This is a genomic window from Pseudomonas sp. P129 (assembly GCF_020312195.1).
Taxonomy (GTDB): domain Bacteria; phylum Pseudomonadota; class Gammaproteobacteria; order Pseudomonadales; family Pseudomonadaceae; genus Aquipseudomonas; species Aquipseudomonas fragariae.
This window is the reverse complement of sequence record NZ_JAGPYS010000008.1, coordinates 32,614-58,922: the sequence shown is the minus strand read 5'-3', so window position 1 is coordinate 58,922 and position 26,309 is coordinate 32,614. Positions and strand designations below refer to the sequence as shown.

The 26,309-nt window shown below is 59.9% G+C and carries 25 protein-coding genes; 12 read left to right on the top strand and 13 right to left on the bottom strand.

Annotation, left to right across the window (positions count from 1 at the left end):
* Nucleotides 1-37 precede the first annotated feature (37 nt).
* The 3 genes from KBY02_RS18675 to uvrD all read right to left on the bottom strand — a co-directional run bounded on the left by KBY02_RS18675 (nt 38) and on the right by uvrD (nt 3,816).
* Nucleotides 38-445, bottom strand: a complete 408-nt coding sequence (locus KBY02_RS18675; protein ID WP_003316056.1) for an SMI1/KNR4 family protein — start codon at nt 443-445, stop codon at nt 38-40.
* Between the two features lie 130 nt (nt 446-575).
* Nucleotides 576-1,421: a Tim44 domain-containing protein gene (locus tag KBY02_RS18670; protein ID WP_011269406.1), complete on the bottom strand. Its 846-nt coding sequence runs from the start codon at nt 1,419-1,421 to the stop codon at nt 576-578.
* A 211-nt stretch (nt 1,422-1,632) separates the two neighbouring features.
* Nucleotides 1,633-3,816 carry a DNA helicase II gene (gene uvrD / locus KBY02_RS18665; protein WP_104684686.1) on the bottom strand — a complete coding sequence of 728 codons (2,184 nt, stop codon included), beginning with the start codon at nt 3,814-3,816 and terminating at the stop codon, nt 1,633-1,635.
* Between the two features lie 312 nt (nt 3,817-4,128).
* Between uvrD and hexR the strand changes: the two genes are divergently transcribed.
* Nucleotides 4,129-4,995, top strand: coding sequence for a transcriptional regulator HexR (hexR, locus tag KBY02_RS18660; protein ID WP_003401299.1), 867 nt, complete (start codon nt 4,129-4,131; stop codon nt 4,993-4,995).
* Between the two features lie 92 nt (nt 4,996-5,087).
* Here hexR and KBY02_RS18655 read toward each other — a convergent pair whose 3' ends face one another.
* Nucleotides 5,088-5,399 (bottom strand): hypothetical protein, encoded by a 312-nt coding sequence (locus KBY02_RS18655; RefSeq protein ID WP_003401298.1) that lies wholly within the window; start codon nt 5,397-5,399, stop codon nt 5,088-5,090.
* Between the two features lie 256 nt (nt 5,400-5,655).
* On the opposite strand from KBY02_RS18655, the gene KBY02_RS18650 reads away from it, so the two are divergent.
* Nucleotides 5,656-5,841, top strand: coding sequence for a PA3496 family putative envelope integrity protein (locus KBY02_RS18650; RefSeq protein WP_003401296.1), 186 nt, complete (start codon nt 5,656-5,658; stop codon nt 5,839-5,841).
* Here KBY02_RS18650 and KBY02_RS18645 read toward each other — a convergent pair.
* Nucleotides 5,795-6,745, bottom strand: a complete 951-nt coding sequence (locus KBY02_RS18645) for a LysR family transcriptional regulator (RefSeq protein WP_011269403.1) — start codon at nt 6,743-6,745, stop codon at nt 5,795-5,797. The genes KBY02_RS18650 and KBY02_RS18645 overlap by 47 nt on opposite strands.
* 160 nt (nt 6,746-6,905) lie before the next feature.
* Between KBY02_RS18645 and KBY02_RS18640 the strand changes: the two genes are divergently transcribed.
* The gene (locus KBY02_RS18640; RefSeq protein WP_003401293.1) at nt 6,906-8,321 is read left to right on the top strand and encodes an acetyl-CoA carboxylase biotin carboxylase subunit; all 1,416 of its coding nucleotides are present in this window, start codon (nt 6,906-6,908) and stop codon (nt 8,319-8,321) included.
* Nucleotides 8,322-8,421: 100 nt separating this feature from the next.
* Nucleotides 8,422-10,230, top strand: a complete 1,809-nt coding sequence (gene oadA / locus KBY02_RS18635) for a sodium-extruding oxaloacetate decarboxylase subunit alpha (protein WP_011269402.1) — start codon at nt 8,422-8,424, stop codon at nt 10,228-10,230.
* A 152-nt stretch (nt 10,231-10,382) separates the two neighbouring features.
* Here oadA and KBY02_RS18630 read toward each other — a convergent pair whose 3' ends face one another.
* Genes KBY02_RS18630 through KBY02_RS18620 form a run of 3 tightly spaced genes read right to left on the bottom strand, consistent with a single transcriptional unit; the run spans nt 10,383 to nt 12,148 of the window.
* Entirely contained in the window at nt 10,383-11,051 is a 669-nt protein-coding gene (locus tag KBY02_RS18630) for a GNAT family N-acetyltransferase (protein WP_011269401.1), read from the bottom strand.
* Nucleotides 11,052-11,066: 15 nt separating this feature from the next.
* Nucleotides 11,067-11,513 (bottom strand): GNAT family N-acetyltransferase, encoded by a 447-nt coding sequence (locus tag KBY02_RS18625; protein WP_011269400.1) that lies wholly within the window; start codon nt 11,511-11,513, stop codon nt 11,067-11,069.
* Entirely contained in the window at nt 11,510-12,148 is a 639-nt protein-coding gene (locus KBY02_RS18620; protein WP_011269399.1) for an FMN-binding negative transcriptional regulator, read from the bottom strand. The genes KBY02_RS18625 and KBY02_RS18620 overlap by 4 nt, the downstream gene beginning before the upstream one ends.
* Nucleotides 12,149-12,238: 90 nt before the next feature.
* Here KBY02_RS18620 and KBY02_RS18615 point away from each other — a divergent pair, with 90 nt between their 5' ends.
* The 3 genes from KBY02_RS18615 (at nt 12,239) to KBY02_RS18605 (ending at nt 16,074) form a co-directional block, all read left to right on the top strand.
* Nucleotides 12,239-13,801, top strand: a complete 1,563-nt coding sequence (locus tag KBY02_RS18615) for a PLP-dependent aminotransferase family protein (protein ID WP_225650679.1) — start codon at nt 12,239-12,241, stop codon at nt 13,799-13,801.
* A gap of 54 nt (nt 13,802-13,855) precedes the next feature.
* The gene (locus KBY02_RS18610) at nt 13,856-15,067 is read left to right on the top strand and encodes a YeeE/YedE family protein (protein ID WP_116893928.1); all 1,212 of its coding nucleotides are present in this window, start codon (nt 13,856-13,858) and stop codon (nt 15,065-15,067) included.
* Between the two features lie 119 nt (nt 15,068-15,186).
* Nucleotides 15,187-16,074, top strand: a complete 888-nt coding sequence (locus KBY02_RS18605; RefSeq protein WP_003316074.1) for a bestrophin family protein — start codon at nt 15,187-15,189, stop codon at nt 16,072-16,074.
* Nucleotides 16,075-16,129: 55 nt separating this feature from the next.
* Here the strand turns inward: KBY02_RS18605 and KBY02_RS18600 are convergent, their stop codons facing one another.
* The 3 genes from KBY02_RS18600 to aspA all read right to left on the bottom strand — a co-directional run bounded on the left by KBY02_RS18600 (nt 16,130) and on the right by aspA (nt 20,321).
* The gene (locus KBY02_RS18600; protein ID WP_011269397.1) at nt 16,130-17,134 is read right to left on the bottom strand and encodes an asparaginase; all 1,005 of its coding nucleotides are present in this window, start codon (nt 17,132-17,134) and stop codon (nt 16,130-16,132) included.
* A 29-nt stretch (nt 17,135-17,163) separates the two neighbouring features.
* Nucleotides 17,164-18,615 carry an alanine/glycine:cation symporter family protein gene (locus tag KBY02_RS18595; protein ID WP_032654703.1) on the bottom strand — a complete coding sequence of 484 codons (1,452 nt, stop codon included), beginning with the start codon at nt 18,613-18,615 and terminating at the stop codon, nt 17,164-17,166.
* A gap of 281 nt (nt 18,616-18,896) precedes the next feature.
* Nucleotides 18,897-20,321 carry an aspartate ammonia-lyase gene (gene aspA / locus KBY02_RS18590; RefSeq protein ID WP_024651546.1) on the bottom strand — a complete coding sequence of 475 codons (1,425 nt, stop codon included), beginning with the start codon at nt 20,319-20,321 and terminating at the stop codon, nt 18,897-18,899.
* Nucleotides 20,322-20,639: 318 nt separating this feature from the next.
* On the opposite strand from aspA, the gene KBY02_RS18585 reads away from it, so the two are divergent.
* On the top strand, nt 20,640-21,539 hold the full coding sequence (locus KBY02_RS18585) for a LysR substrate-binding domain-containing protein (RefSeq protein WP_003401277.1): 900 nt from the start codon (nt 20,640-20,642) through the stop codon (nt 21,537-21,539).
* 50 nt (nt 21,540-21,589) lie between these two features.
* On the opposite strand, the gene KBY02_RS18580 is transcribed toward KBY02_RS18585, so the two are convergent.
* On the bottom strand, nt 21,590-22,204 hold the full coding sequence (locus KBY02_RS18580; protein WP_003401274.1) for a reprolysin-like metallopeptidase: 615 nt from the start codon (nt 22,202-22,204) through the stop codon (nt 21,590-21,592).
* A 360-nt stretch (nt 22,205-22,564) separates the two neighbouring features.
* On the opposite strand from KBY02_RS18580, the gene purE reads away from it, so the two are divergent.
* The 4 genes from purE (at nt 22,565) to KBY02_RS18560 (ending at nt 25,357) form a co-directional block, all read left to right on the top strand.
* On the top strand, nt 22,565-23,056 hold the full coding sequence (gene purE, locus KBY02_RS18575; protein ID WP_003340324.1) for a 5-(carboxyamino)imidazole ribonucleotide mutase: 492 nt from the start codon (nt 22,565-22,567) through the stop codon (nt 23,054-23,056).
* A 9-nt stretch (nt 23,057-23,065) separates the two neighbouring features.
* Nucleotides 23,066-24,148, top strand: coding sequence for a 5-(carboxyamino)imidazole ribonucleotide synthase (locus KBY02_RS18570; protein WP_003401272.1), 1,083 nt, complete (start codon nt 23,066-23,068; stop codon nt 24,146-24,148).
* A gap of 337 nt (nt 24,149-24,485) precedes the next feature.
* Nucleotides 24,486-24,731 carry a GlsB/YeaQ/YmgE family stress response membrane protein gene (locus tag KBY02_RS18565; RefSeq protein WP_003401269.1) on the top strand — a complete coding sequence of 82 codons (246 nt, stop codon included), beginning with the start codon at nt 24,486-24,488 and terminating at the stop codon, nt 24,729-24,731.
* Between the two features lie 83 nt (nt 24,732-24,814).
* Complete coding sequence (locus KBY02_RS18560) at nt 24,815-25,357, top strand: DUF3299 domain-containing protein (protein WP_003401267.1); 543 nt, start codon at nt 24,815-24,817, stop codon at nt 25,355-25,357.
* 24 nt (nt 25,358-25,381) lie between these two features.
* Here the strand turns inward: KBY02_RS18560 and KBY02_RS18555 are convergent, their stop codons facing one another.
* A complete protein-coding gene (locus KBY02_RS18555) occupies nt 25,382-26,293 on the bottom strand; it encodes a D-hexose-6-phosphate mutarotase (RefSeq protein WP_024651544.1) in 912 nt (303 codons plus the stop codon).
* Nucleotides 26,294-26,309: the final 16 nt, after the last annotated feature.

Sequence of the window (26,309 nt, the reverse complement as noted above, 5' to 3'; positions counted from 1 at the left end):
CGCCCGGAGATCCTTCAAACGCGCGCGGCGGGGTGTCTCAGCTTTCCAGCCAGACATCCCGGGCCCAGTGCCAGACCGACTCCCAGCTGTCTTCGGTGACCAGTTCTTCTTCGGCGGACCACAGCAATACAGTGCCGTCTTCCTCGACGCAGTAGTAGTCGTCACCGTCCTGACAGATCGGGATCAGCTCGCGTGGTACGCCCAGGTCCCAGGCCGTGGCGGCCACGTCTGGCAGGTAGGTGTGCGACTGCGGGTCGGTCACTGTGACGGGTTCAAGGCTGCCATACACCACATCGCTGACTGTCAGGAGAAATTCCTTGAAGACAAACGGAATGTTGATGAACAGCTGTTCCTCGATCTCGACCAGTTGGTCTTCGTCAGGCAGCTCAAGCGGAACCGGAACCGGTTCATTTGCTTCACGCAGTTGTTCAATGACTTCTTCCACGACACAGATCCTCTCACTTGATGGCGCGGGTTATACAGTAGCGTAAAGCCTTTCTCAAAATAACTATCCGAACGGATAAACAAAAACCCCGGACATGTCCGGGGTTCTGAACGCGAGAACGGGTTCTGGTTCAACCGTTCTGGCGAATTCCTGCCACCAGCCAAGGCTGGTTGTCGCCTTGCGGACGTTCCATGTTCCAGCTTTCGCTGAACACTTCGCCCTGATCGAAACGCGACGTCTTGGACACGCCCGAGAAGGTCAGGGTGGCAATGGTCTTGTCGGCACGATCATCCACACCGTCCAGCTGAACCTGAAGGTTTTCGATGAAGGTCGACTGGAAGCCGTCGCCCAGATCTGCACGTTCCTTTTTCAGGAATTGCAGCATTTGCGGGGTGACGAACTCGGCGATCTTGTCCATCTCGTTGGCGTCCCAGTGCTCCTGCAGCGACTGGAAGTGGCCGCGGGCAGCGTCCAGAAAGCGCTGTTCATTGAACCAGGCCGGTGCGTTGATCACTGGCGCAGCAGAGGCAGGCGACGAACTGCCGAAGATCGGGTTCTGTGCAGGCTGGCTGGTTTCGCGCTGGTACGGCGGCGCACCGGCAGCAGCCATTTTCGGCTGTTGCTGCTGACGACGACGCGCAATGAAGCGGAAGATCAGGAAGGCGATGAGGCCCATGATCAGGATGTCGAACAGTTGCAGGCCGTTGAAGCCGTCACCCATGAACATCGATGCGAGCAGGCCACCGGCAGCGATACCGGCCAATGGGCCCAGCCAGCGCGAAGCACCGCTTGCCGCAGCGGCAGGACGACCCGCAGCGTTAGGCGCTGCCGCAGGTGTGGAAGGCGCGGCCTGACGTGTCTGATGCGTAGGCGCCGAGCCCATGCTCTTGCCGCCACCAAAGCGCGCGGCGTTCACATCCAGGCTCATGGTGAGCCCGATGCACAGCGCCATCGCGATGCTTAGAAAACGTTGCATAAGGGTATTCCCGTTTTGTGATTGCACGCGCGCCATGTTGCACAGCGGATGGCGACATGACCAGCGCGTTAGTGTTTCGGACTTTTACATAAACAGCGTAGGACTTTTCTACGCGCTTCGTAAGATGTGTACGAGGATTATCGTTCCTCACGCTTAGCGCGGGAACGATAGTCAGTGGCAGTCAGGGGCGTATGGACGATGATTGACCGGCCTACAACGGCACCAGCTTCGCGTAGCCCATCATCAGCCACTTGCTGCCCTCGGGGAAGTTGACCTGCACCCGTGCCTGGGCGCCGGCGCCTTCGAAGTTGAGGATCACGCCTTCGCCGAACACCGCATGCTGGACGCGCTGGCCCATGGTGAACTCGGTTTCCGGAATGCCCGTGCCGTTGAACAGGCTGCTGCTGTTGAATTTCGGCGTGCCGCCGAACGGACGGTTGACGCTGTTGGACAGCCGGACTTCCTGAATCAGCGCAGGCGGGATCTCCCGTACGAAACGCGAGACCTTGTTGTAGGTTTCGCTGCCGTACAGACGACGCGTCTCGGCGTAGGTCATCACCAGATGTTTCATGGCCCGGGTGATGCCGACATAGGCCAGACGCCGTTCCTCTTCAAGACGGCCCGGTTCTTCCAGGCTCATCTTGTGCGGGAACAGCCCTTCCTCCATGCCTACCAGGAACACATGCGGGAATTCCAGGCCCTTGGCGCTGTGCAGGGTCATCAGCTGAATGCTGTCTTCATGCTCCTGCGCCTGGGTGTCGCCCGCTTCCAGCGAGGCATGCCCCAGGAACGCTGCCAGCGGCGTCAGGTCTTCTTCGCTTTCGTGATTCTCGAAGGCACGCGCAGCGCTGACCAGTTCCTCAAGGTTTTCTACCCGCGCCTGACCTTTCTCGCCTTTTTCCTGCTCGTGATAGGTAATCAGCCCGGACTGTTCGATCACCGTCTGGGTCATCAGGTGCAGCGGCATTTCCATGACCTTGGCCGCGAGGTTCTCGATCAGCTCGATGAAACCGCCCAGGGCAGTGGCGGCGCGTCCGGTCAGGCCCTTGTTGGCCACCAGCAGGCGCATGGCTTCCCACATGGACACATCGGCATGACGCGCATGCTCGCGAATCGCTTCGACGGTCTTTTCGCCGATGCCGCGCGCCGGCACGTTGATCACCCGCTCCAGTGCCGCATCGTTGCCACGGCCTTCCAGCAAGCGCATGTAGGCCATGGCGTTCTTGATTTCGGCGCGCTCGAAGAAGCGCTGTCCGCCGTAGATGCGGTACGGAATACGCTCACGCAGCAGGGCTTCTTCAAGCACCCGCGACTGGGCGTTGGAGCGGTACAGAATGGCGATATCGTTACGCGAAATACCGGTTTTCAGCGCGCTCTCGATGGTCTCGACCACGTAACGCGCTTCATCGTGCTCGTTGAACGCGGCATACAGATTGATCAGCTCGCCATCGCCGACGTCGGTCCACAATTCCTTGCCCAGGCGACCACTGTTATTGATGATCAAGCCATTGGCGGCCTTGAGGATGCTCGCCGTGGAGCGGTAGTTCTGCTCCAGGCGGATGACTTCGGTGTCCGGGAAGTCAGAGGAATACTGGTGGATGTTCTCGATCTTCGCGCCACGCCAGCCGTAAATGGACTGATCGTCGTCGCCGACCACCATCAGGCTGTCGCCCCCCTGGGCGAGCAGGCGCAGCCAGGCGTACTGCACGGCGTTGGTGTCCTGGAACTCGTCCACCAGAACGTGACGGAAGCGGCGCTGATAATGCGCCAGCAAGCCCGGGTTATCGCGCCACAGGTCGAGTGCGCGCAGCAGCAGTTCGGAGAAGTCGATGACGCCGGCTCGCTGGCAGGCGATCTCGTAGGCTTCGTAAACGCTTTTCATGGTGGTCAGGAACAGGTCGCCGCTGGCCTGAATATGTTTCGGGCGCAGGCCTTCGTCTTTCTGACCATTGATGAACCACTGGGCCTGACGTGCAGGCCAGCGTTGTTCGTCCAGGCCCAGCTCGCGCATCACGCGCTTTACCAGACGCTGCTGGTCGTCGCTGTCGAGAATCTGGAAGGTCTGTACCAGCCCGGCTTCCTGCCAGTGCGCACGCAGCAGGCGGTGGGCCAGACCGTGGAAGGTGCCCACCCACATGCCAGCCGGGCTGATGCCCATCAGCTGCTCGATACGGTGGCGCATCTCGGCGGCGGCCTTGTTGGTGAACGTCACCGACAGGACCGAATGCGGGGAGGCTTGCTCGACCTGCATCAGCCAGGCGATGCGATGCACCAGCACACGGGTTTTGCCGGAGCCAGCACCAGCCAGGACCAACTGACGACCCAGAGAGGCAGCTACGGCCTGACGTTGGGCATCGTTGAGGGAATTCAGAAGAAGAGAGAGATCATCGCGCATCAGCGCATTCTAGGGTGCCGCGCGATGACGGGCAAACCATGCTTTGCGTCAGGCAATAAAAATGGCGGAGGCGCTGACGACCGGTCGTCGCCTGTCGCCGGGAGCGAATGCGTTGCGTCTACCGTTATTCGTGAACAGTCAGGGTCTGACAGGGAATCCGGCCTAATGTAGGATTATTCCCACAAATGCCGCTGATAAAGCCAGCACAGCCAGCCCGTGACAGCTTCGTTTAACTGGGCGGCTGGCAGGTCATGTAGTATAACTACAAGAAAGCTACAACCCAGCCCACTTCTCTTTTGCCGAGTCTGCCCCTTGAATCTGCTGCAACACATCGCCCAGTCACGTAATCTGCTGCGCAAATCGGAGCTCAAGGTAGCTGACCATGTGCTGCTCGACCCTGCGGCCGTGATGCACAGTTCCATGGCAGACCTGGCGCACAGCGTCGGTATCAGTGAGCCGACCATCGTACGTTTTTGCCGGGCCATTGGCTGCACCGGGTTTCAGGACCTCAAGCTCAAGCTGGCGCAGAGCCTCGCGGCGGGCGCAAGTTTTGGACAGTTCGCGATTCACGAAGACGATTCGGTTGCCGACTACAGCCTGAAGATTTTCGACACCACGCTGCACACGCTCATGGAAGTGCGCGAAAACCTCGACCCCCATGCGCTGCAACTGGCGGTCACGGCCATGGCCGGGGCCAATCGGGTCGAGTTCTACGGGTTTGGCGCGTCCGGCGCAGTGGCCGCTGATGCGCAGCACAAATTCTTTCGTCTACTGCTGACCGCTGCGGCGTATTCCGATCCGCACATGCAGGCGATGTCAGCTGTCACGCTCAAGCCGACGGATGTCGCGGTGTGCATTTCGCAGTCAGGTCGCTCGAAGGATTTGCTGATCACCGCCAATCTGGTCCGCGAGAGCGGCGCCACACTGATCACCCTGTGCCCCAGTCAGACGCCGCTGGCCGAGCTGTCTTCGGTCAATCTGGCCATCGATGTGCATGAAGACACCGAAATCTACACGCCGCTGACCTCGCGCATCGCACATTTGGTGGTGATCGATGTGCTGGCGATGGGCGTCGCAATGGCCCGCGGCCCAGGTCTGGTCAACCACCTCAAGAGCGTCAAACGCAGCCTGCGCGGCTTGCGCCTGTCACCGAAGTCGATCAAGACCCACGAAGACTGACGCCGTTTTCAATTTGAAAACGACGCCAAAGCTCCCGCCAATGACCTGAGGTGATTGGCGGGAGCCGTGAATCAGATGCTATTTTGCGTTGATCAATGTGTCACTTCTACTGCATTGATGGACGCCAGCAGCTCGCCGTTGTAGTAAACGCTGACAGTCGTGATATCGGCACCACTTGGCTGGGTATAGACAACTTCTTTGTCGGTAAGCACCTGGGCGCCGATGCCTTGGGCTTCAAACGTCAGATCCAGACCCAGATGGCTGAAAGCGGCTGGTCTGGCGCTCTTGACCAGTACCGGAACCGAATTTGCCTGCGGGGCAGTCACGATGCCGGAAACTTTCAAGGTGTTAACGCCTGGCATCCTGTCATCACGTGCCTGCCAGTTTTTGTTTGCGATAGTCATTAGGTAGCTCCTTGCTATTAATTGATGTAATGAGTGAATTGCATCCTGCAGGGCCAGTTTCTATCGTTAGAGCACCGGAATGCGGTAGATATATATTTTTCGCGGCTCTTTTCCGGCTACCACGTTTCAAAATTTAACCAAGCTGTCATATGCCCGCCGCCTGATTGTCATTGCCTCGCTCCATGCTGGTGCTCCTACAAAACGTATTGGGAGACAGGATATGGCTCGGCATTACGATGATTTACCTACCAGCACCGTGAAAACCCGCCGTCAGCAGGAAGATCAGCGTCGCATGGAGTTTCGTCGGGCAATTGAAAGCTACAGCGAGGCACGTCAGCTCAATCAGGAGTTGTGCGACTACATGGACGGCATGGACAACGCCGTCTGGCAGGCGATCAAGTTGCCCGCGGTCGACCGTCGAAACGCTCGACAAGCTGGCTGATCTGCGCACGTTCGCTGCGGATGAACGCAAGAAACGCATGTGCTACGGGTGAAAGGCGTTTGTCCCCGGCTTGAGCCACACACCAGCTGCGATACAGCGGCAACTCCGCCACGGGCAGCTCCACCAGGGCGCCTGTGGCGAGTTCCTGGCAGACCGCGTGTCGGGTCAGCATCGCCAGGCCCAGCCCGGCAACCACGCATTCACGTTGTGCTTCGCTGGAAGAGACTTCCAGCGTCTGCGTGAAATGCACGCGCTTCTCCTTGAAAAACTCCTCGCAGGCCCGACGTGTGCCCGATCCTGTTTCCCGGGTCAGGAGTGGCCATGGCTCCAGATCTTTCAGATTCAGCGTCGCGCGGCTGCTCAGCGGATGGTCAGGCGGCGCGACGGCGACAATCGGGTTATTCAGGAACGGCAGGAACTCCAGGCCCATGTCCAGTGGCACTGCCGACATCACCACTAGATCATCGCGGTTATCCGCCAGGCGTCTGATGACTTGCGCGCGATTGACCACCATCAGGCTCAGGCTGACTTCCGGGTGCTGGCGCTTGAAGGCGGCGAACAGGTGAGGGATGAAGTACTTGCAGCTCGACTCGACGGCGAGCTTCAACTGGCCCTGCAGCGAGCCCTGCATGTCGGAAAGCTGCATGTCGAGACTTTCCAGGCGCCCGAAAATATCCCGACTGGCCTGTTGTAGCGCTTGCGCCGCTTCGGTCAGGTAGAGCTTTTTGCTGACGTATTCGAACAGCGGCTGGCCGATCAGCTCTTCGAGCTGGCGAATCTGCAGGCTGACAGCGGGCTGTGTCAGCGACATCTCTTCGGCCGCACGGCTGTAGGAGCGCAGATCGCACACTTCATTGAAAATGCGCAACTGACGCAATGTCATACGCATCAATGACTTACGCATTTATAAAAGCTTCCTGACGCTGCTGAAGCCTCAACTATAAGCTTTTACTTATGCACTTCCCAACTTTTACTCATTTTTGTTAATCCTCGATTCGGCATAGGGTGGCCCTGCGACATTCAGTCACATACACGGTTACAAGTGTGGGTCGAGGGAAACGTCAGTGATAACAAAAATTCTGATCGCCAACCGCGGGGAGATTGCCGTTCGCATCGTGCGTGCATGCGCCGAGATGGGCATTCGCTCGGTGGCGATCTTTTCCGAAGCGGACCGGCATGCCTTGCATGTCAAACGTGCCGACGAAGCCTACAGCATTGGTGCCGAACCTCTGGCGGGTTACCTGAACCCGCGCAAACTGGTGAATCTGGCAGTGGAGACCGGTTGCGATGCGTTGCATCCCGGCTATGGCTTTCTTTCCGAGAATGCCGAACTGGCCGATATCTGTGCCGAGCGAGGGATCAAATTCATCGGTCCCTCGGCAGAAGTGATTCGCCGCATGGGGGACAAGACCGAGGCCCGGCGCAGCATGATCAAGGCCGGTGTGCCGGTCACGCCCGGCACCGAAGGCAACGTGGCAGATATCGATGAGGCGCTGGCCGAAGGCGAGCGTATCGGTTACCCGGTGATGCTCAAGGCCACCTCCGGGGGCGGTGGACGTGGCATCCGCCGCTGCAACAGCCGCGAAGAACTCGAGCAGGCCTTCCCGCGAGTGATTTCCGAAGCGACCAAGGCCTTCGGCTCGGCAGAAGTCTTTCTCGAGAAATGCATCGTCAATCCCAAGCACATTGAAGCGCAGATTCTGGGCGACAGCTTCGGCAACGTGGTGCACCTGTTCGAGCGCGACTGTTCGATTCAGCGACGCAACCAGAAGCTCATCGAAATCGCTCCCAGCCCGCAGTTGACCCCCGAGCAGCGCGCCTACATCGGCGATCTGTCGGTACGTGCGGCCAAGGCCGTCGGTTACGAGAACGCTGGCACCGTGGAGTTTCTGCTCGCCGAGGGCGAGGTGTACTTCATGGAAATGAACACCCGGGTGCAGGTCGAGCACACCATCACCGAAGAAATCACCGGCATTGATATCGTTCGCGAGCAGATCCGTATCGCCTCCGGCCTGCCGCTGTCGGTCAAGCAGGAAGACATTATCCATCGCGGTTTTGCCCTGCAGTTCCGGATCAACGCCGAGGACCCGAAGAACAACTTCCTGCCCAGCTTCGGCAAGATCACCCGCTATTACGCGCCCGGTGGCCCTGGCGTGCGCACCGACACGGCGATTTATACCGGCTACACCATTCCGCCGTTCTATGACTCGATGTGCCTGAAGCTGATTGTCTGGGCGTTGACCTGGGAAGAGGCCATGGACCGCGGCCTGCGTGCGCTCGATGACATGCGCCTGCAAGGGGTCAAGACCACGGCTGCCTACTACCAGGAAATCCTCCGCAACCCGGAGTTTCGCAGCGGTGAGTTCAACACCAGCTTTGTCGAGAGCCATCCCGAGCTGACCAATTATTCGATCAAACGCAAACCCGAAGAGCTGGCCCTGGCCATCGCCGCCGCCATTGCCGCCCATGCAGGCTTATGAATAAGCAGCTGCAAGTTTCAAGCTACCAGCCGCAAGTAAAAGCCGAGTCGCTCTTACTTGAAGCTTGCAGCTGACAACTTGCAGCTCGAAAGGACTACCCATGACCAAGAAGATCTTTGTAACCGACACCATCCTGCGTGACGCTCACCAATCGTTGCTGGCGACGCGCATGCGTACCGAAGACATGCTGCCGATCTGCGACAAGCTCGACCAGGTCGGCTACTGGTCGCTGGAAGTCTGGGGCGGCGCCACCTTCGATGCCTGCGTGCGTTTTCTCAAGGAAGACCCGTGGGAACGCCTGCGCCAGCTGCGTGCGGCCTTGCCCAATACCCGGTTGCAGATGCTCCTGCGTGGGCAGAACCTGCTGGGTTATCGGCACTACAGCGATGACGTGGTCAAGGCGTTCGTCGCCAAGGCGGCGGTCAACGGTATTGATGTGTTCCGTATTTTCGATGCCATGAACGACGTGCGTAACCTGCGGGTTGCCATCGAGGCGGTGAAAGCGGCGGGCAAACACGCACAGGGCACCATCGCTTACACCACCAGCCCGGTGCACACCATCGAGGCCTTCGTGGCGCAGGCCCGGCAGATGGAAGCCATGGGCTGTGATTCGGTGGCGATCAAGGACATGGCCGGCCTGTTGACGCCTTATGCCACGGGTGAGCTGGTCAAGGCGCTGAAGGCCGAGCAGTCGCTGCCGGTGTTCATCCACTCGCATGACACGGCCGGTCTGGCTGCCATGTGTCAGCTCAAGGCGATTGAAAACGGCGCAGACCATATCGACACGGCGATCTCCAGCTTTGCCTGGGGCACCAGCCATCCGGGCACCGAATCGATGGTGGCTGCGCTCAAGGGCAGCGAGTTCGACACCGGGCTGGACCTGGAGCTGCTGCAGGAAATCGGTCTGTACTTCTACGCGGTGCGTAAGAAATATCATCAGTACGAGAGCGAATTTACTGCAGTCGACACGCGGGTGCAGGTTAACCAGGTGCCTGGCGGGATGATTTCCAACCTGGCCAATCAGTTGAAAGAGCAGGGCGCACTCAACCGCATGAGCGAAGTGCTGGCTGAAATTCCGCGCGTACGTAAAGACCTCGGCTATCCGCCGCTGGTAACCCCGACCTCGCAGATCGTCGGTACTCAGGCGTTCTTCAATGTGTTGGCCGGGGAGCGTTACAAAACCATCACCAATGAAGTGAAGCTTTACCTGCAAGGCGGCTACGGCAAGGCGCCGGGTCAGGTGGATGAAAAACTGCGTCGTCAGGCGATCGGCAATGAAGAGCTGATCGATGTTCGTCCGGCCGACCTCCTCAAACCGGAGATGACCAAGCTAAGGGCTGATATCGGCGCGCTGGCCAAGTCCGAAGAGGACGTGCTGACGTTTGCCATGTTCCCGGACATTGGCCGCAAGTTCCTTGAGGAACGTGCAGCCGGGACGCTGGCGCCGGAAGTGCTGCTGCCGATTCCCGAAGCCGGAAGCGTGGCCAGGGCCGGCGGTGAGGGCGTGCCGACCGAGTTCGTTATTGATGTGCACGGCGAAACCTATAGGGTCGACATCACCGGTGTGGGCGTCAAGGCCGAGGGCAAGCGCCACTTCTACCTGACCATAGACGGCATGCCGGAAGAGGTGGTGTTCGAGCCGCTCAACGAATTTGTCGGCGGCGGGGCCAGCAAACGCAAGCAGGCCCACGCACCGGGCGACGTCAGCACCACCATGCCCGGCAACATCGTCGATGTGCTGGTCAAGGAGGGCGATGTGGTCAAGGCCGGTCAGGCAGTGCTGATCACTGAAGCGATGAAGATGGAGACCGAGGTTCAGGCGTCGGTCGCCGGCAAGGTCGTCGCCATCCACGTCGCCAAGGGCGACCGCGTCAATCCGGGCGAAGTGCTGATCGAGATCGAAGGTTGAGCTGACACCCGCGCATCATCCAAAGGTTTACCTCAGGGAAGCACTCGTGGCTTCCCTTTTTTTATTCTGTGCAGGTGCGGCCAGTGGTCACGACTATCGTTCCGCACGCTCCAGCGTGGGAATGCAGTTCTGGACGCTCTGCGTCCTCAGGATTACCGAAACGCCTCAAGCCCCTTGATCTGTTGCCCGTTTTTGAAGTTATCCACAGCCAGCCAGCGCGCAAAGGCGTTCTGCCGCTCAGGCCATTCGCTATCGAGGATCGAATACCACTCGGTATCCCGGCTCTGGCCTTTGACCACCATGTGCTGGCGGAAGGTGCCTTCGTAGCTGAAGCCGAATCGCTCGGCAGCGCGTTTGGAGCGGGCGTTGTTGGCGTTGCACTTCCACTCCAGGCGGCGATAGCCCAGTGCGAAAATCTCTCTGGCCAGCAGGTAAATGGCTTCGGTGCCTTTGGGCGTGCGTTGCATGGCCGCGCCGAAGGTGACATGACCTATCTCGATACGCCCATGGGCAGCGACGATCGACATCAGGCTGATGACGCCTTCGGCCTTATTGGTCTGCTGATCGACCACGGTGTAAAACCACGGATCGGTGGCCGCCTGGTGCCCGACCAGCCACGCACCAAATGCGCCACGGTCACTGAACGGCCCGTACGGCAGATAATCCCACAGCTTCGGGTCCGCATTCGGACCTTCGAGTGCCGCCCACAGGTCATCGGCGTGACGCGCGGCATCGAGTTTTTCCAGGCGAATGAAACGGCCTGTCAGTGTATGGGCCGTGGGCAGTGCAGCGGCTTGCCAGTCCAGCAGAGTGTCGGACATCAGTCACTTCCTGTTTCAGAGTGCTTTACGAAATTGTATGAGGCCGGGGCGTTCGGCGATTCGCTCGTACAACTGAATGGCCGTGGCGTTGGTTTCGTGGGTCAGCCAGTGCACCTTGTCGCAACCGTCTGCCTTGGCCGTGGCGTAGACAAACTCGATCAGTTGCCTGCCGATGCCTGTTCCGCGTTGTTCGGGCGCGACGATCAGATCCTGCAGGTAACAGGCGTTGTTGATGCTCCAGTTGGAGCGATGGTAGATGAAGTTCACCATGCCCACCGCCTCGTCACCCCGCCAGGCGAGCGCCGAGTGAGTTGGTTCGTTCGCGTCCATAAGGCGTTGCCAGGTGGTGTCGCTGACGCCTTCGGCCAACTCGGTGTTGTAGAAGCGCAGGTAGGCCTGCCACAGAGGCAGCCACGCGTGATGATCGTCGACGGTAACGCGGCGAATCCGGATATCGGTCATGAGCTGCTCCCTTCGCTCATCAGGCGAGCGATGTGTTGGTCATTTGCATCCTGGCTTGCGGCAAGGCCGTCGCGCACACCGGCCATGTCCGCAGCGCTGCGATTCTGACTGAGTTTACGTTTGCCCTGCAGCCGCTGCACCGGAATGGCGAATCCGACAATCGCTCCGAGCATCTTCGCGATGTAGTCCGCTGGCGCATCGTCAATGGACCAGGGTTGCGCTCGGTCGGATTCATGGCGATGGGTCAGGTCAGCCAGCAATTGATGCAATTGCGCGGCGTCGGTGAAAACCTCGGCCTGCCCATAAGCATGCACGGCCACATAGTTCCACGTGGGTACGACCTTGCCATGCTCCCTCTTGCTCGGATAGAACGACGGGCTCACGTAGGCATCGCCGCCAGGAAAAATCACCAGTGCTTCGGCACCTGAGCTCAGTTGCTGCCATTGCGGATTGGCTTTGGCCAGATGCCCGTAAAGCGTGCCATACGAACCTTCATCGCGGCGCAACAGCAGCGGCAGGTGGGTTGCCTGCAATCCTTCTGCGCCGTCGGTGACCAGGATCGCCAGGCGCGTCTGCTCCATCTGCTGGTGCAGGCTCGGCGTGTCGTTATCGTTGAAAGCGGCAGGGATGTACATGGGGACTGTTCCTTGGCGAGTGACAGGATCGTAGGCAAGGCATTGGTCTGATGTAAGATCCATTTTTGATCGTTTTAACAGGGCCAATGCATGCCTGATCTCCCCGTTGCGTTTGCGTCCACCCTCACTGGTATCGCGCTGAACCCGAATCAGGGCCTGAGCAAGCAGCTTTATGGGTTGTTGCGCCAGCAGGTCCTCGATGGGCGTCTGAGCGGCGGCACGCGTCTGCCAGCCAGTCGCGATCTGGCGCATTCACTGGGCATCTCCCGTAACAGCGTCATACGCGCCTATGACCAGCTGTATGCCGAGGGTTTCATCGAAGGACGCGTTGGCGACGGTACCTATGTTGCGCAGCTCGCGGAACCAGGCGATGCGTCTCGGCGTGCGAGCCGTAAAAAACTATCCACCAACTTACCCACAGGTGTATCCACAGGGTTACGCACAGGTTTGTCCACAATCGCGGCTGAAATGCCGTCGGATGCCTGCTGTGAAGTTATCCACAGCCCGGCACTGGCGCTGCTCGAAAAACATCATCTGCATGAACCACCGACGGGTCAGCCACAAGCCTTTCGGGTAGGCGTTCCGGCGTTCGATCTTTTCCCTTTTGCCTTGTGGGGCAAGCTGTATGCCGCTTTTTGGCGCAAGCCGGACCTTGCCCAGCTCGGTTATGGCTCGGCAGCGGGAGACTCGCGGTTACGCGAATTGATCGCGGTCTACCTGCGCTCATCGCGTGGGCTGCAGTGCAGTGCTGAGCAAATTGTGATCACCAGCGGCGCGCAGCATGCGATAAGCCTTTGTGCACAGTTGCTTCTGACGCCGGGCGAGGGCGTTGCCGTGGAGAATCCGGGTTATCGGGCGGCCGGTCATGCGTTTGCACTGGCAGGTGCTCGATTGCACGGCGTGGCTGTGGATAACGAGGGCATGCGTTGCGCCGACCTTGAGCAGGCAGACTGTCGACTGGCCTACGTGACGCCTTCACACCAATACCCGACCGGCGTGGTGATGAGCCTGGCGCGGCGCCTGGAATTGCTGGCCTGGGCCGAGAAGCACAAGGGCTGGATCGTCGAGGATGATTACGACGGTGAGTATCGCTACAGCGGTTCACCCTTGGCCCCCCTGGCCGCGCTCGACCGCAACGCGCGAGTGCTGTACGTCGGGACGTTTGGCAAAATCGCCTTCCCGGCGCTGCGCCTTGGGTATCTGGTGTTGCCAGAGCCACTGGTGCCGGTGTTCAGCCAGCGCAAGGCCGTGGACATGCGTCATACCGAAATAGGGGTTCAGGCGGTCATGGCGCAATTCATTGCGTCGGGTCATTTTCAACGACACATACGTCGCATGCGCCGTGCGGCGCTCGGTCGTCGCAATGTGCTGCTGGATAACTGGCCTGCCGATATCCCGGGATGCTCGGCAATGCCCCGAGTGGTTGCCGGGCTGCATGTCATGGTCAAGGTCGACAGCGTGGCGCGCGAGCAGGCGCTGATTGCCAAGGCCAATGGCGTCGGTGTCGAAATGAATGCCCTGAGTGATTACTGGCTGCCTGACTCCACTGAGCCTGTGGATAACCGCGCCGGGCTGGTACTGGGCTTTGCCGCAGTGCCCGAGGACGAAATGCTCGATGCATTGAACAGGCTGCGCGAGGCCTGGTCCGAGTAGTCCCGTTGGCAGGCGTATAATCTGCGCTTACTGTTACCTGTCCTTGAGATACCCATGAACAACTCTCTTACTGCAACACCCGGACGCAAGTTCGGCGCGCCGCTGGCTGCGCTGTTCCTGCTGCTGATGGGTGCCCAGTTCCTTCTGCTCAGTGTCGGCACCCGCCAGGTGATGCTGTGGATCGTCGGCGCGGCGTTGGGCGTAACGCTGTATCACGCGGCATTCGGTTTCACCTCGGCGTGGCGGGTGTTCATCCGCGAGCGGCGGGGTGCTGGCCTGCGCGCGCAAATGGTCATGCTGGCGGTCGCTGTGGTGCTGTTTTTCCCGGCACTCGGTGCGGGCACGCTGTTCGGCCAGCCAGTCACCGGCCTGGTTGCGCCTGCCGGGGTTTCGGTCGTCGTCGGCGCGTTCATTTTCGGCATCGGCATGCAGCTGGGCGGTGGCTGTGCGTCCGGCACACTGTTCACTGCCGGTGGTGGCAATGCGCGGATGCTGGTGACACTGCTGTTTTTCATCCTCGGCTCACTGATTGCCACCCATCACGTCGACTGGTGGTTTGCCCTGCCTTCGTTCCCGGCGGTGTCGGTGGTCAAGACCTTCGGCGTGCTGCCTGCGCTGCTGGTCAATCTGGCGCTGTTCGGCTTGATCGCGCTGGTGACCGTCAAGCTCGAAAAGCGCCGTCACGGCCAGCTTGAAGTGCCGCCAGCCACGGACCGTCGTGGCCTGAGTCGCGTGCTGCGCGGGCCGTGGATTCTGGTCTGGGGCGCTGTCGCGCTGGCACTGCTCAATTACGCAACGCTGGCGTTGGCCGGTCGCCCGTGGGGCATCACCTCGGCGTTCGCGCTGTGGGGCGCGAAAGCGGCCAGTGGTCTGGGCGTGGACGTCGGCAGTTGGGTGTTCTGGCAGAGCGCTGCGAACGCCAAGGCGCTGGCGGCTCCGGTGTGGGAAGACATCACCAGTGTGATGGACATCGGCATCATGCTCGGTGCCTTGCTGGCGGCAGGCCTGGCGGGTCGTTTTGCGCCCAGCCTCGACATCCCCACGCGCTCTCTGGTGGCGGCAGTCATCGGTGGCTTGTTGCTCGGCTACGGCTCGCGCCTGGCCTACGGCTGCAACATCGGTGCGTACTTCAGCGGCATTGCCTCCGGCAGCCTGCACGGCTGGCTGTGGCTGGTGGCGGCCTACGCCGGTAACGTGATCGGTGTCCGCCTGCGGCCGGTTTTCTTCACCGGCGAGCGTCCGCAGGTGGCCCTGAGCGGCTGCTGAAAACGTCCGAAACCCCGAGATAAGCGGGCCGCTTGCGAACCAACTGCCGGTTTCGTATTCAAAGGCCATGCGGTAACTGTGCGTATGCGGTTCGCTTATTTTTCGATGGGGTGGTTCTTTTGCAGCAAACGATCATTTCGAAAATCCGTTTTCTCGGCAAGACCATCGGCTATGTAGGATGGTCGCTTTTCTGGCTGTTGATCTGGGACGTGATTGTCACGGTCGACTTCATGCTCTACCTGGAACGCAAGATCACCTTGCCGTCCATGCCGTTGACCCTGCTGGGCTCGGCGCTGGTGGTGCTGACCAGCTTTCGCAATTCAAGTGCCTATAACCGCTGGTGGGAAGCCAGGACGCTGTGGGGTGCGCTGGTCAACAGTTCACGCAGCTTCGCTCGGCAAGTGCTGACGCTGGTCGAGGATGACGACGGGATCAACCCGGTCAAGGCCACGCTGTTGCGTCGTCACGTCGCCTATGTGAAGTGCCTGTCTGCGCACCTGAAGGGCGCCAAGTGTGGTGACGAGGTGCAGATGCTGATCCCTCGCGAGGAATTCGAACGTCGTCACGACACCAACAATTTTCCTAACGACCTGCTCAATACGTCGGCGGCGCTGTTGGCCAAGGAGTATCAGGCCGGGCGGCTCGACAGCATTCGTCTGGCGCGTCTGGAGTCGACCATGGTGGATATCTCCAATTGTCAGGGCGGCATGGAGCGTATTGCCAATACACCGTTGCCTTATCCGTACGTGGCCTTTCCGCGCCTGTTCATCACGCTGTTCTGTCTGATCGTACCGATTGGCCTGGTGGAGACCCTTGGCTGGTTCACGCCACTGGCGTCGACGGTGGTGGGTTTCATGCTGTTGGCGATCGAGAAGATCGGCACCGACCTGCAGAGCCCGTTCCGTGCCAGTGAACATGAGATTCAGATGACGGCGTTGTGCGAAAACATCGAGCGCAATCTGGATTCGATGCTCAGGGGCGCGCAGGAAGAATGCAAGGCTTCATGAAGGGGTGAGGCGTCGCGCGAGTGCGTGACGCCTCGGGTAAAGCAGAGGCAGCCGCTTAACGCAGCTCGCCGCACAGGTCCAGTTCGACCAGGCGGCGGACCTCTTCGGTCGTCAGGCCGGCGCCCAGCAGCGCATGCAGTTTGCCGAGCGCTGCTTCACGGGTCATGCCACCACCGGAGAGCACGCCTGCACTGCGCAGACGGCTGCCCGCTTCGTAGACATCAAGTTCGACACCGCCCTCATGGCACTGGGTAATCGCTACCACACAGATACCCAGCGCTCGTGCGTTCTCCAGACTGGCCAGAAATTGCGGATCGTCACTGGGGCCGGTGCCGCTGCCGAAGCATTCGAGCACCAGACCGCGGATACCACTGTTGATCAGACCGTCCAGCTGGGCAGCACCGACACCGGGAAACAGCGGCAATACCGCCACCTCTGTAAGTGTCTTGGGCTGGCGATAGTTCAGTGCGTCAGGGAGCGAAATCACCGCATGGCCACCCCGCGAGCGTTGCAGCGGTGCGAAGGGTTGACGACCGAAGCTGCGAATTTTCGCGCAGCGTACGGGTGTCATCAGTTGCCCGTGGAAATACAGCTGAACGCCTGACACCAGACCCGAACCCAGCGCCAGCAGAGCGCCGTTGACGTTTTCCCAGGCATCGCTGTCCTGCACGCCGGCAGGCAGCATCGAACCGGTGAACAGCACCGGCGCGCTGAACCCCAACAACTGGAAGCACATCGCCGCTGCGCTGTACGCCAGGGTGTCGGTGCCATGCAGGACCAGCACCGCATCGCAGCCGTCGACCTCAACCGCCTCGATTACCGCCGCGCGCAGGCGCAGCCAGTAGGAAGGCGTCATGTTGGCGCTGTCGATCAGCGGCGACATCTCGCGAAAGCGCCACTGCGGCACCACCAGTTCCGGGTGCTCGGCCAGTTGCCCGGCCATTCGCGCTTCGAAACCTGAGGCCGGTGCCAGGCCGTTGGCGCTGGCCTGCATGCCGATGGTGCCGCCGGTGTAAAGAACCATCACGCGTTGGGCGGGTTGTTGTGCGTCATCAGGCATGGCTCTTCTCCGGCGTAGTGTCGCGGTGGTTATCGTGCTTCGGGCGCAGGCTTGGCTGCCGCTTCGGCATCCTGCGTCGACTGACGGGTCGGATTGGCTGGCCATGCGTTGCGGTCCAGGTCCAGATCAGGGAACTGACTGGAATCGAACACCGGCGTCTTGACCCCGGCCCGACGTTGCGCATCGTAGTCATTCAAAATGCGCTTGACGACTTTGAACAGCATGGCGAGGGCGATCAGGTTGACGAACGCCAGCATGGTCATGGTGATGTCGGCGAATGCCAGTACATCTTTCAGGTCGACGACGGCACCCCACATGATCAATACCAGTACCGCGATGCGGTAGATGATGATGGTCTGCATCTTCTCGCCAAACAGGAACCGCAGGCTGTTTTCGCCCAGGTAGTAGTTGTAGAGAATCGAGGTGAAGACGAACAGTGCCAGCGCTACGCTGATAAACACCCGGCCCCAGTCTCCGACCACGGCTGCCAGCGAGTTCTGTGCCAGAACGATGCCGTTGCCGTCGTAGCCGATGTCGTATATACCGGACAGAAGAATCAGCAAGGCGGTGCAGGTGCAGATCACGAAGGTGTCGAGGAACACGCTGAACGCCTGAACCACGCCCTGTGCCACCGGGTGCTCGACCTGTGCCACGGCAGCCACGTTGGGCGCACTGCCCAGACCGGCTTCGTTGGCGAAGACGCCACGTTTGACGCCCATCACGATCGCGCTGCCGATCAGGCCGCCGAAGACCGGATCAAGGCCGAAGGCGCTTCTGACGATCGTCATAAGCATGCCGGGAACGTGGTCGATCTGCAGGACGATGACGTAGATGGTGACCGCGATGTAGATCAGGGTCTTGACCGGAACCAGCAGGTCGGAAATCGCCGCGATACGCTTGATGCCGCCAACGAACGCCAGGCCCAGCAGCACGACCAGGCAGATGCCGGTGGTTCGGGTGTCGACGTTGAACGCGCTTTTCAGCGAGTCGGTCACAGCGTGCGATTGCAGGCCGTTGAAAGCAAAACCGAAGGTCACCAGCAGCAGTACGGCCATGACCATGCCCAGCCAGCGCTTGCCCAGACCGTGCTGGATGTAGAACGCCGGACCGCCACGGAACTGGCCTTCGGAATCCTTGCGCTTGTAGAGCTGAGCGAGTGAACACTCGATGAAGCTGCTGGCCATGCCGACCAGTGCGGTCACCCACATCCAGAACACGGCACCCGGCCCGCCGAGCGTCACGGCAATGCCGACGCCTGCGATGTTACCGGCACCGACGCGGCCCGCCAGGCTGAGCATCAGGGCCTGAAACGAACTCAACTGACCCGCGCTGCTGCGCAGACTGTCGCGAAAAACCGAGAACATGTGGAAAAAGTGTCGAAACTGAACGAAACGCGAGCGGATCGTGAAGTAACTACCCAGGCCTACGATAAGGACGATCAGTACCTTACCGGAGAGAAAGTCGTTAATCATTTCCAGCATTTTTGTTATTCCTCGCTACTTTTGAGGGGGCGCACTATACCGGTGCAAAGTTTTTACGTCTGTAGTCGCTTTCTTGGACGGCTGATTCTTCATTCGCGACGATGAATGAATACTTCCACGGATGGCTCCGCAAAAGTAGGGTGCCGAAGGCTCTGGGTCCAGTGTCGGAGCCCTTTGCTGCAGGCAAAAAAAAGGGTCTGGAGAATCACTCCCAGACCCTCAAAAAATTGAGGGGTGTCTAGGCCCTCAATCTGGTGAGCAGGTTGCGCAGGTCATTCCTGTCAGGCCTTCAAGGGGGCCAGACGCGGAGCGATCATGTTTTCCGGGCGCAGGATGTCGTCGAGCATGGCGTCGTCGAGCAGACCTTCCTCACGCACCAGTTCCAGCACGCCGCGGCCGGTTTCCAGCGCGATGCGGGCGATACGGGTGGAGTTCTCGTAACCGATGTAAGGGTTCAGGGCGGTGACCAGACCGATCGAATGCTCGACCAGCTCGCGGCAGCGCTGTTCGTTGGCCGTGATGCCGACGATGCAGTGCTCGCGCAGCATGTCCATGGCACGTTGCAGCAGGCGGATCGAGTCGAAGATCTTGTAGGCGATCAGCGGCTCCATCACGTTGAGCTGCAATTGCCCGCCTTCGGCAGCCATGGTCAGCGACAGGTCGTTGCCGATGATTTCGAAAGCCACCTGATTGACCGCTTCCGGGATCACCGGGTTGACCTTGCCGGGCATGATCGAGCTGCCAGGCTGGCGTGCCGGCAGGTTGATTTCGTTGATGCCGGTACGCGGGCCGCTGGACAGCAGACGCAGGTCGTTGCAGATTTTCGACAGCTTGACTGCAGTACGCTTGAGCATGCCCGAGAACAGCACGAAGGCGCCCATGTCGGAGGTCGCTTCGATCAGGTCGGCGGCGGGCACCAGAGGCTGTCCGCTGATGAGCGCCAGACGATCGACCGCCAGCTTCTGATAGCCGGGGTCGGCGTTGATGCCGGTACCGATGGCGGTTCCGCCCAGGTTCACTTCGGTCAACAGCTCGGGGGCCAGGCTGCGCAGGCGGTTGAGGTCTTCGGTCAGGGTGGTGGCGAAGGCGCGGAATTCCTGACCCAGAGTCATCGGAACGGCGTCCTGCAACTGGGTGCGGCCCATCTTCAGCACGTGGTTGAATTCTTCGCCCTTGGCGGCGAACGCCTGAATCAGGCTGGACAGGCTGGCGAGCAGGGCGTCGTGACCCAGCAGCAGACCCAGACGGATCGCAGTGGGGTAGGCGTCGTTGGTCGACTGCGCCATGTTGACATCGTTGTTGGGGTGCAGGTGTTTGTATTCGCCTTTCTCGAAACCCATGGTTTCCAGAGCGATGTTGGCGATGACTTCGTTGGCATTCATGTTGGTGGACGTGCCAGCGCCGCCCTGGATCATGTCGACCACGAACTGATCATGGAAGTCGCCGCGGATCAGGCGCGCGCAGGCCTCGCTGATGGCCGCATGCTTGGCGGCATTGAGGTGTCCAAGCTGATGGTTTGCATCCGCCGCCGCCTGCTTGACCATGGCCAGCGCCACTACCAGTTTCGGGTAGTGCGAAAGTGGCACGCCGGAGAGGTGAAAGTTGTTCACCGCTCGCAGGGTCTGGATGCCGTAATAAGCGTTGGCAGGTACTTCGAGAACACCAAGCAGGTCTTTTTCGATGCGCGATGATGCAGGCGAGGACATGATAAAAAAAGTCTCAAAAAAGGCACGGACAATGCCGGAACGCCACGAATAGTGGGCTTGCCGTCCTCGGTTGACCAATGCTGTTAAACGCTGGCCTATGCAATAACGGCATAATCAGGGCGTGACCTGGATTCCGTTCAGTGCGTAAAGGGGGCAAAATGTCGCACCGGCACGTTTCTTCGGTCGTTCCTCCAGAGCCGTCCAGGCATGTACCCGCGGCGCTTCGCCGGTCGTCCCACTGGAGCGATTCAAACCGGGTGTTTGCAGGGCATGCGCAATGGCCTGTCGAGGCCGTCATCCATTGTCCGGGAGGACCTGATGAATCTGGAAAGCAAATGGCTGGAGGATTTCAGCGCCCTGGCCGCCACTCGCAGCTTTTCTCAGGCCGCCGAGCGTCGCTTCGTGACCCAGCCGGCATTCAGCCGGCGGATTCGCAGTCTGGAGTCGGCGCTGGGGCTGACGCTGGTCAATCGCTCGCGTACCCCCATCGAGCTGACCGCCGCCGGACAATTATTTCTGGTTACGGCCCGCACGGTGGTTGAGCAACTGGGCGAAGTCGTGCGCCATCTGCATCACTTGGAAGGTGGGCAGGGCGAGGTGATGCAGGTAGCTGCGGCGCATTCGCTGGCGCTGGGGTTCTTTCCGCGCTGGATCGCCCAGTTGCGCAACGAGGGGCTGAACATTGCGACCCGTCTGGTGGCGACCAACGTCGGTGATGCGGTGCATGCGTTACGTGAAGGTGGCTGTGACCTGATGCTGGCGTTCTACGATCCCGATGCCGCGCTGCAGATGGACGCGGAAATCTTCCCCTCGCTGCATCTGGGGCATACCGAGATGTTGCCGGTCTGTGCCGCCGATGCCGAGGGGCGACCGTTATTCGATATGGAAGGTGAGGGCAGTGTGCCGCTGCTTGCCTACAGCACCGGGGCCTTTCTCGGACGCTCGGTGAACCTGTTGCTGCGTCAGCGCAATCTGCGCTTCACCACGGTCTACGAAACGGCGATGGCTGACAGCCTGAAAAGCATGGCGCTTGAAGGTCTGGGCATCGCCTGGGTGCCGCAACTGAGTGTGCGCGCCGAACTGGCGCGCGGTGAGCTGGTGGTGTGTGGCGGACCGCAATGGCATGTGCCGCTGGAGATCCGCCTGTACCGTTGCGCATTGGTGCGCAAGGCCAATGTGCGTCTGCTTTGGCGCAAGCTTGAGAGTGCGGCTTCGTAGGACGAGGCAAGCGTGGCCTGGCGTGTGAGGCATAACGTCAGGCCGATTGCTCAGCGAACAGACAGGTTGTCGACGTATTTGCGGATCAGTTCCTTGTTGGCGTCGCTGAAGTAATAGCAGGGGATAATCGATGTAGTGGAGTTTTCCCACATTGTCGTCTGGCATGGAAAACCGGTTGCAGCCTCATGTTCAGCACCAAACAGGTGACCGACCTCATGTGGCAGCGTGTTGTAATCTTTAAGGGACGCCATTGCGACGTTATGGCTCGTTGCCGTGACGCCGTGTACTGTCCCGTTGATTTTATTGGAAGTGATCAGCACATATTTATGCCGCTCCGAAGGGCGCGGCAGGTTCTTTGCGTTTGCATATTCGATGCTCTCCCTGGACAACCGGTAGAGCACAGTGTCCAGCTTCTCCCCGCGATAGGCGAAGTTTGTCAGGCCCGGTTCGTTTTCGATGAACGTGACCGTTGTCCTGCGCCCGGTGATTTCCTCCAGCTGAGCGAGCAGGGGATTCAAGTAGCTGTCCGCCAGTTCAGCGCGTTCATGTTTTGTAAGTTGATCGTGCATGATCAGGAACAGTCCCAGATTGGGACCGCCGGCGCTGGCAAACGGCAGGTAAAAAAAGACGGCCAGTGACAGCCAGATTTTCAGTGTGTTCTTCATGGGTACGTTCTCATCCTTGAGCGTCAGGTTAAATAGCGACTTCAAATGTCGACGAGGCAGTTAAACAAATACTGTTTGTGTCTGACAGTCGCACTCTGCGCCTGACACGGTAGGGCATGGGCTGTCATGACGTAAGATGCACAGGCTCCCTTGGGGACTGCAGGCACTGTCTGTGTCGACGTCTTGCAGGGCTGCTGACAGAAGGTGATTGCAGGTGCTTTAAACGCCCCACTTTGCGGTATACTGCGCGGCCTTTGGCCGGTTAAATCGGTCATTATTCGTACAACAAGCCACGCCGGTTCCCCCGCGTGGCTTGTTGTTTTCAGACGCGCCTGCGGGCGCCCGATGAGAGGCACGACGATGAGCGCACTGGTTGGCGTGATCATGGGCTCCAAGTCCGATTGGTCCACCCTTAGCCACACCGCCGATATGCTGGAAAAGCTCGGCATCCCTTTTGAAGTCAAGGTGGTGTCAGCTCACCGCACACCGGATCTGCTGTTTCAGTACGCCGACGAAGCGGAAGGCCGTGGCATTGAAGTGATCATCGCCGGTGCCGGCGGTGCCGCTCACTTGCCGGGCATGTGCGCTGCCAAGACCCACCTGCCTGTGCTGGGTGTTCCGGTGCAGTCGTCGATGCTTTCGGGGGTCGATTCGCTGTTGTCGATCGTGCAGATGCCGGCCGGTATCCCGGTCGCGACCCTGGCCATCGGCAAGGCGGGTGCAATCAACGCAGCGCTGCTTTCAGCCAGCATCCTTGGCGCAAAGCACCCGCAATTCCACGCAGCGCTGAAGAAATTTCGCACTGAACAGACAGACAGCGTCCTGGATAATCCAGACCCACGCCACGCCTGAGGTTTTTCCATGAAGATCGGTGTAATCGGTGGCGGCCAGCTGGGCCGCATGTTGGCATTGGCAGGTACGCCGCTGGGCATGAACTTCGCCTTTCTCGATCCCGCGCCGGACGCCTGTGCTGCGGCACTTGGCGAGCATCTGCGTGCCGATTACGGCGATCTGGATCATCTGCGTCAGTTGGCGGATGAAGTCGATCTGGTGACCTTCGAGTTTGAAAGCGTTCCCGCCGAGACCGTGGCGTTTCTGTCACAGTTCGTACCGGTCTATCCGAGCGCCGAGGCGTTGCGCATTGCGCGTGATCGCTGGTTCGAAAAGAGCATGTTCAAGGACCTGGACATCCCGACGCCGGCATTCGCCGATATCCAGTCGCAGGCCGACCTGGATGCCGCGGTAGCCAGCATCGGTCTGCCTGCCGTGCTCAAGACCCGAACCCTGGGTTATGACGGCAAGGGCCAGAAGGTCCTGCGTTCGGCGGCCGATGTGGTCGACACATTCGCCGAGCTGGGCAGCGTGCCCTGCCTGCTGGAGGGTTTCGTGCCGTTCAGCGGTGAAGTGTCGTTGATTGCCGTGCGTGCGCGTGATGGCGAGACCCGGTTCTACCCGCTGGTGCACAACACGCATGACAGCGGCATCCTGCGTCTGTCCATCGCCAGCACCGATCATCCTTTGCAGTCACTGGCCGAGGACTACGCCGGCCGCGTTCTGAAGCAGCTGGATTACGTGGGTGTGCTGGCATTCGAATTCTTTGAAGTCGACGGTGGCCTGAAAGCCAACGAGATCGCGCCGCGCGTGCACAACTCCGGTCACTGGACCACCGAAGGCGCCGAGTGCAGCCAGTTCGAAAACCACCTGCGTGCGGTTGCCGGTCTGCCGCTGGGCTCTACGGCCAAGGTCGGTGAAAGCGCCATGCTCAACTTCATCGGTGAAGTGCCCGCAGTGGACAAGGTCATCGCGGTCGAAGACTGCCACCTGCATCACTACGGCAAGGCCTTCAAGGCTGGCCGCAAGGTAGGACACGCCACGGTCCGCAGCGTAGACCGCGCAACGCTGGATCGTCAGGTGAAGTTGGTAGAGTCGCTGATCAAGGGCTGATCCGGCCCAAGGCTAGCGTGCCGATGCTCCGCGTTGGCATGCAGTTTCAGGACACTCCGCGTCCTTTTGCGACGCGGAGCGTCGAGAACTGCATTCCCACGCAGAGCGTGCGGAACGAGCGTTTTGAACTGTCGTACCTATGCTTCTGCGTTGCAGCGCCGTTCGAGACGCCTGGCCTCAGCTCAGGTCGGTTCAGCCCCGTCATTCATGAAGAATTCTCCACCTCGACTCAAACTCGCCATCGCGCCGGAACCATTCCCTGTCGCTGTTCTCAGATAGCAGTAGGTCGGGGCTGCTATTAGCCCGGGCATATTCACTTAATACAGAGGGAAATGGCATGGGTATCATTGGAACCATCTTTATCGGCCTGATCGTTGGTCTGTTGGCTCGCTTTCTGAAGCCGGGCGACGACAGCATGGGCTGGATCATGACCATCGTGCTGGGTATCGCCGGTTCGCTTGCAGCCACTTACGGTGGTCAGGCGCTGGGTATCTATCAGGCAGGCGAGGGTGCAGGTTTCCTCGGCGCGCTGGTAGGTGCAATCATCCTGCTGGTTATCTACGGCATGATCAGAAAGAAATAACGCTTATGCGTCAGCCCTCTGTTTTACAGTGCGCAGAGGGCTAGAATGCTCGGCAACTTTCCACCCCTTTGCCGAGCTTTATCATGCGTCGCTTCCTGTTGATGACTCTTCTGCTGTTATCCGCGCTCTCCGGTCCCGCACTCGCCCAGTTGCCGGAAACCGACTGGCTTGAGCTGATGCCCAAGTCCGATCAAAAAGCCCTCGAAGCCATGCCCGAGATTGACCACAATTCTCCGGAAGCCATGGGCACGTTCGACAGCAAGGGTGGGCTGAAGCAGAGCAAGGGTCTGCCAGCAGTCATGTATTCGACCAAAACTGTCCCGGCAATGAATGGCAAGACGATTCGTCTCGGCGGCTACCCTGTGCCTCTCGAAACCGATGCCAAGGGCCGCAGTACGCTGTTCTTCATCGTGCCTTACCCAGGCGCCTGCATCCACGTTCCGCCACCGCCGCCCAACCAGCTGGTGCTGGTGCGTTACCCCAAGGGTCTGAAACTGGATGATATCTACACACCACTGTGGGTAGAAGGCACCCTGAAAATCGAGAAGGTCAGTAACGACCTTGCCGATGCGGCGTATGCGATGGATGCATCAAAGGTCCGTGTGGTGGTTGAGTCGGACCTTTGATGGGCTTGATCGATTACTGATCGATCAGAGCGCCTCGCTCCAGATACTCACACCCAGCACATGCATCTGGTCCGGTGCCAGCGTGACCACGTCGTCCAGCACGTTGGCGGTTTCGACGCAAACCATGCGCTGCCAGCCGTCTGCTGCCATGTCGGTGAACTTGCCGGTCTTTTCGATCCACGGGTTCCACAGGATGGCTGAGTTCGAGCCCGTGCTGCGGATGTGGATGCGTCGCTGCCACTCGGGGTCAACGATGCTGAGCACGCCCGGCGTGTCCTTGTAGATGCGGTCGGTTTCGCCTGTGAAGGTCAGGTCGCCGCTCTGCTCGCGTTCTTCCCAGTTTGCCAGGGTTTCGATGTAACGCAGGCCGTCGAGCCCTTCGACGCTGACCTGACGTACGTCGCTGACGGCGAAATAGGTGTGCAGCGCCTGGCTGATCACTACTGGCTCAGTGCCGCAGTTGTAGCTGACCAGACTGACATTCAGTGCGTGGTCCAGACGAATGCTCAGTTTCAGGGCGACGTTGTGCGGCCAGCCGGGCAAGTGGCCTTCGGCTTCGGGAAGCACGAACTCCACCAGCAGTGCGTCGCCATCTGCGCCAATACCCAGCAACTGCCAGTCCAGCGCCCGCACTTCGCCATGCGCCTTGGCAGGTTCGCTGCTGTCGCGCATCGCCTGCACGCTTTGCGGGTTGCGCTCCAGGTTACCGAACCACGGCCAGCAGATCGGCATGCCGGCACGAATGGCTTTGCCGCGTTTGAAAACCGCCTCTTCGTTCAGCCACACCAGCGGCTGCTGCCCGGCCACTTGATAGCTGAGGATGTGTGCGCCTTGTTGCGCAACCAGCAGCTCTGCTTCGCCGTGGCAAATACGCCAGCAGTTCAGCTCATCGTAAAGGATGGATTCAACGGTGGGTTCAACCGGGGATGTTGGCATGCAAAGTTCTCACTCA

Excerpts from the sequence above, each read along its gene's own strand:
- KBY02_RS18670 (WP_011269406.1), bottom strand. The coding sequence starts at position 1,421 with ATGCAACGTTTTCTAAGCATCGCGATGGCGCTGTGCATCGGGCTCACC.
- uvrD (WP_104684686.1), bottom strand. The coding sequence starts at position 3,816 with ATGCGCGATGATCTCTCTCTTCTTCTGAATTCCCTCAACGATGCCCAA.
- KBY02_RS18655 (WP_003401298.1), bottom strand. The coding sequence starts at position 5,399 with ATGACTATCGCAAACAAAAACTGGCAGGCACGTGATGACAGGATGCCA.
- KBY02_RS18645 (WP_011269403.1), bottom strand. The coding sequence starts at position 6,745 with ATGCGTAAGTCATTGATGCGTATGACATTGCGTCAGTTGCGCATTTTC.
- oadA (WP_011269402.1), top strand. The coding sequence starts at position 8,422 with ATGACCAAGAAGATCTTTGTAACCGACACCATCCTGCGTGACGCTCAC.
- KBY02_RS18630 (WP_011269401.1), bottom strand. The coding sequence starts at position 11,051 with ATGTCCGACACTCTGCTGGACTGGCAAGCCGCTGCACTGCCCACGGCC.
- KBY02_RS18625 (WP_011269400.1), bottom strand. The coding sequence starts at position 11,513 with ATGACCGATATCCGGATTCGCCGCGTTACCGTCGACGATCATCACGCG.
- KBY02_RS18620 (WP_011269399.1), bottom strand. The coding sequence starts at position 12,148 with ATGTACATCCCTGCCGCTTTCAACGATAACGACACGCCGAGCCTGCAC.
- KBY02_RS18615 (WP_225650679.1), top strand. The coding sequence starts at position 12,239 with ATGCCTGATCTCCCCGTTGCGTTTGCGTCCACCCTCACTGGTATCGCG.
- KBY02_RS18610 (WP_116893928.1), top strand. The coding sequence starts at position 13,856 with ATGAACAACTCTCTTACTGCAACACCCGGACGCAAGTTCGGCGCGCCG.
- KBY02_RS18600 (WP_011269397.1), bottom strand. The coding sequence starts at position 17,134 with ATGCCTGATGACGCACAACAACCCGCCCAACGCGTGATGGTTCTTTAC.
- KBY02_RS18595 (WP_032654703.1), bottom strand. The coding sequence starts at position 18,615 with ATGCTGGAAATGATTAACGACTTTCTCTCCGGTAAGGTACTGATCGTC.
- aspA (WP_024651546.1), bottom strand. The coding sequence starts at position 20,321 with ATGTCCTCGCCTGCATCATCGCGCATCGAAAAAGACCTGCTTGGTGTT.
- KBY02_RS18585 (WP_003401277.1), top strand. The coding sequence starts at position 20,640 with ATGAATCTGGAAAGCAAATGGCTGGAGGATTTCAGCGCCCTGGCCGCC.
- KBY02_RS18580 (WP_003401274.1), bottom strand. The coding sequence starts at position 22,204 with ATGAAGAACACACTGAAAATCTGGCTGTCACTGGCCGTCTTTTTTTAC.
- purE (WP_003340324.1), top strand. The coding sequence starts at position 22,565 with ATGAGCGCACTGGTTGGCGTGATCATGGGCTCCAAGTCCGATTGGTCC.
- KBY02_RS18570 (WP_003401272.1), top strand. The coding sequence starts at position 23,066 with ATGAAGATCGGTGTAATCGGTGGCGGCCAGCTGGGCCGCATGTTGGCA.
- KBY02_RS18565 (WP_003401269.1), top strand. The coding sequence starts at position 24,486 with ATGGGTATCATTGGAACCATCTTTATCGGCCTGATCGTTGGTCTGTTG.
- KBY02_RS18560 (WP_003401267.1), top strand. The coding sequence starts at position 24,815 with ATGCGTCGCTTCCTGTTGATGACTCTTCTGCTGTTATCCGCGCTCTCC.
- KBY02_RS18555 (WP_024651544.1), bottom strand. The coding sequence starts at position 26,293 with ATGCCAACATCCCCGGTTGAACCCACCGTTGAATCCATCCTTTACGAT.